Raw genomic sequence first — 12,038 nt, 5'->3', positions numbered from 1 at the left:
TTATTTAATAGACACTTGTTTTTTAATAATGATATTTGATCGAATGCTTAAAAAGCAGCACAAGGTTTGAAGGTAATTTAGCAATGGATGATCTACGATTTATAAACGAGTTATCTGATCATGTCTTAGAACGTGTTAGGTCAGAATACACCGTTATGCCCAGGTTTGGTTATCATCAACCTTTAGATTATCTTGATGTAACTGAGCCGGTTATTTATGATGAGTCAGTTTTGAATGAGGAGTTATCGGAGCTTCCAATACCTGGTAATGATGCCAGATTTGGTTATGCTATAGACAATGAGAAGGAGTATATTCGGTGGGGAAAGGATGACTCAATCTTAATCAAAGATGTAATTAATAAATACTTACCTAATAAGAAAAGTGATCTAAGCATATTAGATTTTGGTTGCTCTTCAGGAAGAGTTCTTAGACACTTCAATAGTGAATATCTGAAACATAATTGGTCTTTATTCGGTTGTGATGTTCAGGCTCGAGCTATTCAATGGATGCGACAGAACTTTCCTTCATACTTTAATGTCATGAACTCATCTACGCTACCTCATTTGCCTTATGAAGATAATACTTTTGATGTGATTTACGGTTTTTCAGTCTTTACTCATATAAAGTATCAATGGGATGCATGGTTACTTGAGTTAAAGCGTATATTGAAACCTAGAGGTCTTTTGCTTCAAACGATACACGCTGAGAATGCTTGGTCATTTTATTATCAGCATAGAAATGAAAACTGGGTTAGAGAAAATCTCACTTCTAGGGTTTATGATAATCCGTTAATGGATGTTGATTATCTCTATCATGGTGATGCTAGCGTTAGCCAAGTTTTTTGGAAAAAAGAGATAGCGATAGAATACTGGTCTCGTTATCTTACTTTTTTAGAACATAAAGAGCCACCAGAAAGGAGCTTCCAAGATTGGTTAATCTTCAAAAAATAAAATAATTTTTGAAGTTAATAAACTGCTCTGCTGTGGTTGCTTTAAGTGGATCAAAATACATACATAAAGTATTTACTTTAAAATGTGTAGGCTACAGTGTTTTTCAAGATAATCAACGCTGGTCCCGTCGCTGCAGAAAATAAAATCTCTCGAGCAACAATCCAACTGGTCTCCACTTACTGCGTAACAGATGACTCAGTCTTGTTTAAATCAGAAGCGCAAATAAAAAACATTGCTTATGCATACAAAAAAAAGTTGATGAGCTTAAATTTGAAATACCTGCAAAATTTAGCAGCTTGTTTGATATAAAGATAAATGTTTTTAATAATATTAATGGTAATCAAATCGTTTCGAACAAAATCCCCCTCAATCTTGGTAAGTAGTGCCTGTCCGAAAACCCTCAAGCACTTGAATACAGAAGCCTTCAGCCCCATATAGTTCTTGAAGATTTACCAAAACAGGCTGTTTTCACATTTATGCGCCAAACCATAAACCCACAAATGCAGCTGGGAGAGGTTGATGTCTCTGCCATCACCTTAGATGCTAAATCAAGGGACGATATTCCACGATTATTGCGGGCTTTACAGCACATATGAACAAATATCGAACTACGCAACCAGGTCTTACAGGTACTTGATACTATGACCACCACCGACCAGAACAATGATCGCCCTGGCATGGAGTTCTGGAAAATCTTAGTACCGGGTACACTCCGGCTGGTCACTAAATGCGACTTCGACTGTCTGAGAGAGCTTGCCAATGAACATGGTACCCTTAGACAAATGCTTGGCCACGGCCCTTACTGTACGCAATCAGGCTCAAAATATCACCATCTTACCATTTGCTATATCTGACACTAATGGAGAGTCGAACTTCATAGAGTTCCCCGAGGATGATACCGGGAAAAACCCTTTTCTTCCTGAAGGATCATGGTTAGAGATTGACAATGAGGAAGAATCTTATGAAGGTCAAGATATTTACCCTGTTAAAGTTGGGACACTTGACTCTGTTGTATCGGATATAAAGATTGATGCTATTGCAAGAATGTTATTTAAAATCGATGTTGAAGGATTTGAAGACAAAGTCCTGAATGGTGGGCTGAAGACTTTGGTAAAATACAAACCTATTCTTTACATTGACATTCATAACCACCCAAAATCTGATATTCTAACAGATGATGCATGCATTAGGATATTATCACCTCTGGGTTATAAGTTTTCTAGAATGGGTCATGTATTAGTTGCAAAAATTTCAGATTTTTAATCTCTTTATGTTAGTAATAGTAGGTTGCACGACCACGGTAGAACTATGTTAACGCTCTTTCTAATTAAACTGTTTTAAACAGTAATCATCAGTGTTAAAAATGAATTTTTCAGTATTCTTTTAACTGAAGAAACGAGTGTGGATAGTTTTAAAATAGCTGAATGACTTATTATCGGGATGATCGTAGAACTGAGTACAGTAACCTGGACACTACTCACCCCTTTAATTCAAAAAATTACTACTGGATTAATGACTAAATCTTAATTAATTTCTAGATATTGCGTACACCTGTAATCACTCATTACCGAATTGATTTCGATAATAATTTACTCATTATGTACGAATCATATTTTTAAAAGATTTTACTATACACATGAGGATTTGTATATGAGATTAGAGCAAACTATTAAGACTTGGATAAGTAAGCTAACGAATAAGGATAAGTTAGAGTCGAGGGTATTTGAATTAGAAAAATCTTTAAATACTCTAAAGAATTCAGGGTATAAAGACATGGAAATTCTAGAAGGTACTGAATACTCGAAGTTCTTTATACCCTTAGATTACAAGCCATCACAGGATTTTTCGCCTAGATACGGGTATAAATCAGATAGAATAAGATTAATTAGCGATTTTTTTGAGCTCTACAATGACGACTACCTGACTTTTTTAGATGAAATGCATAGTTTAAAAATTAATCACATCCCTGTTAGTTCTACACAAAACGCTATAACCCCCTCTTGGCTTGGTGGACCAATATGTGCATTTGATTCGCTTGCACTTTACACAATGATTTTCAAATACAAGCCATCAATATATTTAGAGGTTGGCTCTGGAATGACCACATCGTTTGCCAAATTGGCAATTAATGATTCAAAAATTAAAACCAAGATTATTTCCATTGATCCGCAACCACGAAAAGAAATAGATGACATATGTGATCTTGTAGTTCGCAGCCCTTTAGAAATATGTGATTTGTCAATTTTTGACTCACTAAATCCAAATGATATTATATTTATTGATGGTTCCCATCGATCATTTATGAACTCTGATGTAACAGTATTCTTTATTGATATCCTACCTAAAATACAGCCTGGAGTTCTTATCCATATTCATGATGTAACTTTACCTTGGGATTATCCTGAAAGTTTCAAATACTGGTATTGGAATGAACAATATCTCTTGGCCGTCTATTTAATGGCCTCATTTGAACGTATCAGGCCTATATTGCCAACAGCCTGGATCTGTCGTAATAATTTCTTCGGCAAGAATATTAACTTCGAATTTATTGGTCTAGGTAATGATGAGTTGAATCAGTCATGGAGGGGTGGTGGCTCAATGTGGTTCACGAAGCTGGACGACCAACTATGATGTGCCGTATCTGCGACTCTAGTAATCTTCAGGCTGCTGTTGATCTTGGTGAACAACCATGGGGCAATGATTTTCTTAAAAAAAGAGAGATAGGTAAGGAAGAGTTTTACCCACTTGTTCTGATGTTCTGTCATGACTGCCATGCAGCGCAGCTCAGTTATACCGTAAAAAAAGAAGTTATGTTCGGAGATCATACCTATCTCTCGGGCATTACCAAATCCTTATCCTCACACTTTCAACAAGTTGCCAGTGATGTGGATAAAAGATTCATGCGTGGTAAAAATAACAAAACAGTATTAGATATTGGCTCTAATGATGGAACTCAGTTAAAACATTTTAAATCTTTAGGTTATGACGTTCTTGGAGTCGAGTCGTCTAAAACAACAGCAAACATTGCTCTTGACTTTGGTATTCCTACTATCAATGATTTTTTTAATGAAAGTACAATGAAAAATATTGGAGAAAAATTTGATGTTATTAATGCAGCCGGCGTTTTTTTTCATCTTGAGGAACTACATTCTGTTTGCCGAGCCATAAAAAATGGTTTGAAAAAAGATGGCATTTTTGTTGTACAGTTCTTATACATGAAGAACATTCTGGAAAATAATGCTTTTGATCAAATTTATCACGAACATCTACTGTATTATACATTTGAAACAATCCAGTTCTTGCTAGAAAGACATAATCTTCAAATGTTTGATGCTTACCTTAGTCCTATACATGGAGGATCAGCTATTTGCTTCGTTTCCCACAAAGGAGTTTTTCCTACATCTCAACGATTTTTGGATCTATGTAAAAGTGAAGCAATTTCTAATTGTAATCAATTTGAAGCTTATGAAAAATTCAGTCATGACATCAAGGTCATGAAGCAACAGAATCTGAACTATCTTCAATCCGCTAAATCTGATAGTAAAACTGTTTATGGCTTTGGCGCACCAGTTAAAGGTAATACCTTGCTTAATTATTTTGGAATTAACAGAGAATTAGTTAAAGCATTGATTGAAAAGAATGAACTACGTCGTGGTCTCTATTCTCCTGGCATGCACATACCGATTTTAATAGAGTCAGATTTAAATTCTTATCCTGACATTTACTATGTACTCGCGTGGAACTTTAAAGATGAAATTTTAAAAAACAATCAGCATCTCATTGAAAAAGGTGTCGAATTTTACTTCCCCGTAGAGATTAAGTGATCATATGAAAATTTTAATAACTGGAAGTAGTGGCTTCCTCGGTACGTCTTTATGCTCATATCTTGTGTCATTGAGCCATGAATTAGTGTGTTTGAATTCAAGAAACTGTGATCTAAGAAACTCTGACAGCTTAAAAAATTTTACCAGCCAAAAGTTTGATTACTTATTTCATCTGGCAGCTTGGACGCAAGCGGGGGAATTTTGTATTCATTATCCTGGGGAACAGTGGATTATTAATCAGCATATCAACACGAATGTTTTAGATTGGTGGGCCTCATATCAGCAACATTCCAAGCTAATAATGATTGGTACAAGTTGCGGCTATGCACCAGATATAAAACACACTGAGACCAACTATATGGAAGGGCAGCCCATTGATAGCTTGTATACATATGCAATGACAAAGAGAATGCTCTACGAGGGAGCAAGGGCATTAAACAAACAGTATGGATTAGATTATCTATATGTAGTTCCATCCACTTTATACGGCCCTGGTTACCATACTGATGGTCGCCAAATGCATTTTATATTCGATTTAATACGAAAGATCATCAGAGGTAAAGAGTATGGATACGATGTTGTTTTATGGGGAGATGGGCATCAAAAACGTGAGCTTATTTTCATAGATGATTTTGTTCACATACTCTGGAAGTTAACTGAACAATACAATAATGATATTTTCAATATCGGAACGGGCAAAGAGTTCACTATACGATATTACGCAAAACTCATTTGTGATGAAGTGGATTTTCCATTAAGTCACGTAAATTTTGATACAGAAAGATATGTAGGCGCAAAATCCAAGTTTCTTGATATAGATAAACTATCGAACGTATTGGATGACTATGAGTTTACTAGTTTGAAATCAGGAATAAAGTCAACGATTAACTGGTTTTATCGTTCACAAGCCTACAAAATAGACTAGAGTTTTGCAATTTAATTTCAATAAATCACATCATCATTTAAAAAACATCTTGAGTATTAGCAGGCGATTCCTACACTATGCAGTGTTTTTTAATTTCCACTAACTGCGACCTGAATCAAAGTTTTTTTAAATGACATGTTAATTTCAAGAACTACATTTCGCATCTTTTTTTAGTTCTTAAGGTTTAACAGTGGGAGGCGATCCGCAATATGCAGAATCAGTGGTCGTACCTTGTGCGCTATCTGGACAATGGTCTTGCGGTTATCGATAACAACGCATCAGAACGGGCGATCAAACCCTTCGTGGTAGGGCGCAAAAGCTGGCTATACTCAGACAGTTTCGTTGCTACACGCAGCGGTGCGATTCTGTACGCCTGGTGTAAACTGCCAAAATCCACAGACATAAGCCTTACGCGTGGCTACGGCATGTATTGACGATTCTACCGGCCCCAGAGTAAGACGCGGACGTGGAACAGCTGTTGCCTATGAACATCAAACTGGTATCTTTAAAATATCCCACTTAAGCACTGCGGGTTAGGTTTTGTTGACTAAGCGCTTACCCTCGTTCGAAAGCCATACCGAATGGATCAGCAAAGGCAAGTCAGGTATGCCAGTAGAACTGGACCAGAGGGTCTGCGTATTACAGGATCAATTTGGCTTTACCTTGCATCACCTGTCTATGGAAAAACAAATCGACGAACAGGTCACGGTATTGATTGCCGAAGGTGTCAAACAACGGTTACCACAGGTGACACAAGACGGTTATGACCGGGGTTTTTAGTCACAAGAGAACCTTGAAAAGCTGGAAGAATTCCTCGACCGGGCAGTGTTGCCCAAAAAAGGCAGAGGGCAGAACAGGTCAGGCTTCGAGAGCGACACCCGGAGTTTATCAGAGCCAAAAGGAAACACTTTACAGTAGAATCTGATATTAATGCCGGACCAGCACGGGCTGGTCTGGTGCCCGGTCACCGAGGTTGATGGTAACCGTCATCATGTGGCCTTGGATGTTCTGCACCAATCTGTATCGGTTGGTTACCTTGTTGCAGAAGAAGGCCTGCCAGGCAGAGCAAAGAGCGGCCTGAAAAGAGCAACGGCTTAATGAAAAGTGGCTTCGGGTGACGCTGGCCCGTACGCAAAAAATGAAAATTCGTTCATAAAATGGTTAGAAATCATCGAGGAATGTGCGATTTCAAGCAAATAGGTTGGATTTTGACCAAAGATTTTGGTTATTGCCTGAAAGGTTGAGTTCTTTGTGGTTTTTTTAGGGCAGGCACTAAATAGGCTATTTTCTTCTAAAGGTACTGTTTATGTTTTGACAGCCTTTAGATTTAGTCATCTAGAGCGGAATATGGATATTGACACTCGTTTTTTAGATGACAAAAGAACGCGTTTCTATTTTTTTGACAGGCGAGAAAATGTACCGATAAAGTATTCACCTATATCACTGTTCGAAAGTGAAATCTCAGAAAAATGGACTACAGCAGGTAAAAGACATATCGCAGAATGGAGCTTCATTCTGAACGAATACGAGAATAAATTTTGTGAATATCCATTTTATTGTATATCTTCACGTTTCTTTGAGAAGAATCAAAGGTTAGCTATAGATTTATCAGATTTGTTAGACATAGCGTTTAAAGGGTTGAGGGAATATGGATACGGCTACTTGCCATCTTATGATAGAGATTTCGCATTTATTGATATAAAAGAATATATTAAAAAAGGTTATTTAGGCTCTACGGAATCCGGCTTTAAATTTATAGAAGACATATTCTGTATAGATATGTTTAATGAATACTGCTTGGTATCTGATTTTTGGTGTAATTACGTTGGTTTTCAAAGCAGAAAACATCTGGAAGATTATGTCGAATTTTATTTGCCTATATTCAATAAAATCTTTGACGAATACGGAGAGATAAAATGGGACTATTTGAGTGAGAATATTGTTGAGCGTGATGTTAATTTCAGGAATTTTAAACCTCTCAGTTTACTCTTAGAACAAGTATCTCATCTTTTCTTTTATAAAAATTGTCTCCCCTTCTTTGGGGTTAGTTATGGTAAAACTCTCGTAGTGAATGAATTTACTAGTGAAGCAAAAATCTTGTCAACCTTCCAAAACAATTAGATCAAATTTATATATTTCTTCCAAAACCTAAGCCATAGATCTTCTTAAAAAATGATTAACATATATAAACAATACTACTGTTACTAACTGATAATATTTACATGTTAATCTAGGAGTGTTAACCAGTGATTATCAGTCGAGCCCTCTTCCACGTATCATTTTTTTTTGGGGGGGGGGTTACTAAGAATGACAATACTCGTCATTTACGCTATGTCCGTGCAGCAGAAACTGTAGATGGTAGAAAAATTCATTTTCAGACTTGGGTTGCGCAGGTGGTTGAATTGTTCTTGTTTTTATTATGCGTGGTCATGAAGCAGTTGCTATTGAAGGCGTCGATTATGGCTTGATTAGAAAGAGAGCAGAATGGGTGTTCAAGCTGACCAGAATATGCAGTCCAAATAGTTACGTTTGCAGCTCTATTGCTTTAACTGAGGATTATTACCCAATTATTGTGCTGTCTGACACGTTACCGAAAAACCGAAAGAGTGGTGGCTAGATAAATTTGATAATTTTGGTTTCAAAACGGTTCAAAACCTATTTTTTAACAGAAGATTTTCCTCGTGGGACCGGTAATCCCAGAGCTATGGACTGGAGCGCTCTTACTAATCCGGAAATTGGGTTTCATGTATACCTCCAGAGAAAGGTAGACAAATGACATGATAATTTCAAGAACTCCATTTCGCATCTCTTTTTTTGGTGGTGGAACTGACTATCCTGACTGGTATCGGAATAATGGTGGCGCCGTTTTATCAACAACATTTGATAAATATTGTTATATAACCTGTAGAGAGCTGCCACCTTTTTTTGATCATAAATACCGTATCGCCTATTCAAAAGTTGAAGATGCAAAAAACATTGAAAATATAGAACATAGAGCAGTCCGAGCTGTTTTAGAACAATCAGATTTAACACAGGGTTTGGAAATACATTGTGACGCCGATCTGCCTGCACGCTCTGGGCTAGGTTCTAGCTCATCATTTGTTGTAGGGATATTACACTCGATTCAGGCATTTAAAGGGAAACGCGTTTCAAAAAAATGGTTGAGTCATGAGGCTATTCGTATTGAACAAGAGATTTTAAAAGAATCAGTAGGCTCACAGGATCAAACAGCGGCCGCACATGGAGGCCTGAACACCATAACTTTCTTTAAAAATGGCCAGATTGAAGTGAATCCCGTCATTATTTCTAATGAAAGAAGATCTGAATTAAACGATCATTTAATGCTTTTTTTTTCAGGGTTGTCTCGTATTTCCTCTAATATAGCCAAATCAAAAATAAAAAATCTTGTCGATAAAAGCAAAGAACTCAGACATTTATATCATATGGTAAATGAAGCTGTTGATTTACTTAGCTCAAAGGAAGATATTCGTCTTTTCGGTGAAATGCTAAATACAGCATGGGAATACAAGCAGTCACTTTCTCACTTGGTAAGTAACTCTCAGATTGAAGAAATATATTGTAAGGCTATTAAAGCTGGTGCTATAGGGGGTAAGGTCATAGGTGCTGGGGGCGGTGGTTTTATGCTTTTTTTTGTTGAGCCATCTAAACAGGAGTCAGTAAGGGCATCTCTTAGTAATTTGATTTATGTACCCTTTAAATTTGAATCAACGGGTAGTCAAATTATCTATTATCAACCCTGAGAGATTGTGAATTTATGGTTCAGAAAAAAATTCTTTGCATAGTTGGAACCCGCCCAGAAGCCATAAAAATGGCACCCGTCATCCTTGCGTTAAAAAATCAAAATTGGGTAAAAGTACGCATTTTATGTACTGCACAGCATAGACACATAATGGATCAAGTTCTTAATCTGTTTGATATTACTGCACATATAGATTTAAATCTTATGCGTCCCAATCAATCACTTCATCAGTTAACGGCTGATTTGATAACATCGATTGATAAAGTTTTGCTGAACGAAAAGCCTGATGCTGTCTTATTACAAGGTGATACAACTACTGTAATGTCTTCAGCGATTGCTTGTTTCTATCATCATATTCCCATTGGTCATATTGAAGCTGGATTACGTACCTGGGATATGAGCAGTCCATTTCCTGAAGAAATCAACCGTGTTATCACTGCTAGATTGGCGAGATGGCATTTTTCACCTACTTTAAGTTCAAGAAATAACCTGATAAAAGAAGGTATCTCTGACAGAAATATCGTTGTTACAGGCAATACCGTTATTGATGCTTTATTAATGATATCTAAAAAGAAACCAAAACATCAAATAAGACTTAATGAAAAGAAACGGCTTATACTTATAACATCACATCGAAGAGAACATTTCGGTTTACCTTTTTCAAATATTTGTCGTGCATTAATCATACTTGCTCAAAACAACCCATTTATAGAATTATTATATCCGGTTCATCCTAATCCAAATATTAAAGAGAATGCTTATAAGCATTTAGCTTCCGTATCGAATATCATTCTTTGTGAACCTTTGGATTATGCTTCATTTGTAGCTGTGATGATGCAGTCTTATATTGTTATGACAGATTCCGGTGGTATTCAGGAAGAAGCTCCTGCCCTAGGTAAACCTGTACTTGTTATGAGAAATAAAACTGAACGCCCTGAAGCTATCGAAGCAGGAGTAGTCAAACTAGTAGGATGTGATTATGAATTAATTGTTTCTGAAGCTCAGAAATTACTTGATAACGAACAAGCTTACAAATCTATGGCCAAAGGAACTTCACCTTATGGCGATGGACGTGCATCAGAACGAATAGTAAATACACTAAAATCAGAGCTAGCCTAATGAAACTGCTGTATCTCTCTCCAGTCCCATGGCAAGGCTTTGTGCAGCGACCGCATAAGTTTGTCGAATGGTTTCATAAATATTCAAAATCAGAAGTATTATGGGTAGAACCATATCCGACAAGACTACCAAATCTTGCTGATTTCAGACGAATTTCGCACTTTAATGGACAATATTCCAAACCCACCCCTTCATGGATTAAATTGTTTAAACCAGTCTCTCTACCTATAGAGCCTATACCTTGTATTAGAGTTATAAACACAGTCTTCTGGAAATACCAAATAGACTCTATTACAGATTTTATCACTGGCTACGATACAAAGATTGTAATTGGTAAACCATCATGTTTTGCATTATTTATTATTAAGAAATTTGAGAGATTGGTTTCTGTTTATGACGCAATGGATAATGTTCCAGCTTTTTATCAAGGAATATCCCGAAGATCAATGACTGCAATAGAACAACAGGTTGTTGATGCAGTTGACACTATGTGGTCTTCCAGTAGTAAACTAAAAAAGAAATGGGAAAAATATCAGCCAGGAATAAAACTTATTCCTAATGCTTTTGATACTCAATCCATATCTTACACAAGGCCAAGGCCAAATCCTGGCAATTCTATTGTGTTTGGTTATTTAGGAGTGATGGCTACTTGGTTTGATTGGTTTTGGGTAGAAAAGCTTGCTAACAAAAGACCGAATGATGTTATTAAATTAATCGGGAAAATTTATTACAACCCCAAGTTATTGTTACCTAAAAATGTGGAACTTTTACCACCAAAGAAACATGACATAGCCATGAAATTAATAAGCGATTTCAATGTTGGACTTATCCCATTTAAATCTAACGTATTAACTGATTATGTAGACCCCATTAAATATTATGAATATATAGGTACCGGGATTCCAGTCATCTCAACTAACTTCGGTGAAATGAAGCATCGAAGCAATGAACCAGGCGTTTTTATAAGTAAATCTTATGATGATATAGAAATTATGGCAAAGAAAGCTAGCGAGTTTACTTTCTCAGACTACCAAAAAAACTTTTTTAATGAAAACAATTGTTGGGAAAGTCGTTTTAATTCGACAAATTTTTTTGATTCAGAGAAAATAATTTCTTAATAAATATTTTTACGCATTCATCTATGTGAGTTGTATAAATATTTTGTATAGTTCTGTTTAAGTGTTTTTTCAAGATAGTTGAACCGTCAAGAGCATTAAATATTTATGGATGACTAACGCAATATGTTGCTTTATTTCACCTTAATCACAATGATTTGCAATTGCTCTTTACCAAATGCTGCTGTTAAGGCAATACTTGAAACCGGCAACCGTTTTATATCACGTAGGATTACCACTTCTGAATGTGGTGCACCGTTTTAAGAAGATTTAAAAAACGTGGGCAAACCTTACCTTTCAGAACGGCCACATGAGCATCATATCTTAATGCAAGCTGCTATGAGT

At 36.4% G+C, this 12,038-nt stretch carries 12 protein-coding genes and 1 pseudogene; all 13 read left to right on the top strand.

Annotated elements, in window-relative coordinates; all coding sequences use genetic code 11:
* Positions 1-83 precede the first annotated feature (83 nt).
* The 13 genes and pseudogenes from ACOMHB_RS09510 to ACOMHB_RS09450 all read left to right on the top strand — a co-directional run bounded on the left by ACOMHB_RS09510 (position 84) and on the right by ACOMHB_RS09450 (position 11,696).
* Positions 84-950 (top strand): class I SAM-dependent methyltransferase, encoded by an 867-nt coding sequence (locus ACOMHB_RS09510; protein ID WP_448216418.1) that lies wholly within the window; start codon positions 84-86, stop codon positions 948-950.
* A gap of 759 nt (positions 951-1,709) precedes the next feature.
* Positions 1,710-2,213: an FkbM family methyltransferase gene (locus ACOMHB_RS09505; protein ID WP_448216417.1), complete on the top strand. Its 504-nt coding sequence runs from the start codon at positions 1,710-1,712 to the stop codon at positions 2,211-2,213.
* Positions 2,214-2,600: 387 nt separating this feature from the next.
* Positions 2,601-3,581, top strand: a complete 981-nt coding sequence (locus ACOMHB_RS09500; RefSeq protein ID WP_448216416.1) for a class I SAM-dependent methyltransferase — start codon at positions 2,601-2,603, stop codon at positions 3,579-3,581.
* The gene (locus tag ACOMHB_RS09495) at positions 3,551-4,774 is read left to right on the top strand and encodes a methyltransferase domain-containing protein (RefSeq protein WP_448216415.1); all 1,224 of its coding nucleotides are present in this window, start codon (positions 3,551-3,553) and stop codon (positions 4,772-4,774) included. The genes ACOMHB_RS09500 and ACOMHB_RS09495 overlap by 31 nt, the downstream gene beginning before the upstream one ends.
* 4 nt (positions 4,775-4,778) lie before the next feature.
* Positions 4,779-5,699 carry an NAD-dependent epimerase/dehydratase family protein gene (locus ACOMHB_RS09490; protein WP_448216414.1) on the top strand — a complete coding sequence of 307 codons (921 nt, stop codon included), beginning with the start codon at positions 4,779-4,781 and terminating at the stop codon, positions 5,697-5,699.
* 215 nt (positions 5,700-5,914) lie between these two features.
* A pseudogene (locus ACOMHB_RS09485) lies at positions 5,915-6,032 on the top strand (IS66 family transposase); the annotation flags it as partial.
* 58 nt (positions 6,033-6,090) lie between these two features.
* Positions 6,091-6,156 carry a hypothetical protein gene (locus tag ACOMHB_RS09480; protein WP_448218624.1) on the top strand — a complete coding sequence of 22 codons (66 nt, stop codon included), beginning with the start codon at positions 6,091-6,093 and terminating at the stop codon, positions 6,154-6,156.
* 83 nt (positions 6,157-6,239) lie between these two features.
* Complete coding sequence (locus ACOMHB_RS09475; RefSeq protein ID WP_448216413.1) at positions 6,240-6,479, top strand: hypothetical protein; 240 nt, start codon at positions 6,240-6,242, stop codon at positions 6,477-6,479.
* Between the two features lie 150 nt (positions 6,480-6,629).
* Entirely contained in the window at positions 6,630-6,797 is a 168-nt protein-coding gene (locus ACOMHB_RS09470; RefSeq protein ID WP_448216412.1) for a hypothetical protein, read from the top strand.
* 249 nt (positions 6,798-7,046) lie between these two features.
* Complete coding sequence (locus tag ACOMHB_RS09465; protein WP_448216411.1) at positions 7,047-7,820, top strand: hypothetical protein; 774 nt, start codon at positions 7,047-7,049, stop codon at positions 7,818-7,820.
* Positions 7,821-8,476: 656 nt separating this feature from the next.
* Complete coding sequence (locus tag ACOMHB_RS09460) at positions 8,477-9,460, top strand: GHMP family kinase ATP-binding protein (protein ID WP_448216410.1); 984 nt, start codon at positions 8,477-8,479, stop codon at positions 9,458-9,460.
* 14 nt (positions 9,461-9,474) lie between these two features.
* Positions 9,475-10,578 carry a non-hydrolyzing UDP-N-acetylglucosamine 2-epimerase gene (wecB, locus tag ACOMHB_RS09455; protein WP_448216409.1) on the top strand — a complete coding sequence of 368 codons (1,104 nt, stop codon included), beginning with the start codon at positions 9,475-9,477 and terminating at the stop codon, positions 10,576-10,578.
* Positions 10,578-11,696 carry a glycosyltransferase family protein gene (locus ACOMHB_RS09450; protein WP_448216408.1) on the top strand — a complete coding sequence of 373 codons (1,119 nt, stop codon included), beginning with the start codon at positions 10,578-10,580 and terminating at the stop codon, positions 11,694-11,696. Before wecB ends, ACOMHB_RS09450 begins: the two co-directional genes overlap by 1 nt.
* Positions 11,697-12,038 lie beyond the last annotated feature (342 nt).

It is taken from the genome of Endozoicomonas sp. 2B-B (assembly GCF_053470045.1).
The sequence above is the reverse complement of the archived record's forward strand: the minus strand, read 5'-3'. Positions and strand labels throughout refer to the sequence as shown.

Coding starts and splice junctions, on each gene's coding strand:
- ACOMHB_RS09510 (WP_448216418.1), top strand. CDS start 84: ATGGATGATCTACGATTTATAAACGAGTTATCTGATCATGTCTTAGAA.
- ACOMHB_RS09505 (WP_448216417.1), top strand. CDS start 1,710: ATGAACATGGTACCCTTAGACAAATGCTTGGCCACGGCCCTTACTGTA.
- ACOMHB_RS09500 (WP_448216416.1), top strand. CDS start 2,601: ATGAGATTAGAGCAAACTATTAAGACTTGGATAAGTAAGCTAACGAAT.
- ACOMHB_RS09490 (WP_448216414.1), top strand. CDS start 4,779: ATGAAAATTTTAATAACTGGAAGTAGTGGCTTCCTCGGTACGTCTTTA.
- ACOMHB_RS09470 (WP_448216412.1), top strand. CDS start 6,630: ATGCCGGACCAGCACGGGCTGGTCTGGTGCCCGGTCACCGAGGTTGAT.
- ACOMHB_RS09465 (WP_448216411.1), top strand. CDS start 7,047: ATGGATATTGACACTCGTTTTTTAGATGACAAAAGAACGCGTTTCTAT.
- ACOMHB_RS09460 (WP_448216410.1), top strand. CDS start 8,477: ATGATAATTTCAAGAACTCCATTTCGCATCTCTTTTTTTGGTGGTGGA.
- wecB (WP_448216409.1), top strand. CDS start 9,475: ATGGTTCAGAAAAAAATTCTTTGCATAGTTGGAACCCGCCCAGAAGCC.
- ACOMHB_RS09450 (WP_448216408.1), top strand. CDS start 10,578: ATGAAACTGCTGTATCTCTCTCCAGTCCCATGGCAAGGCTTTGTGCAG.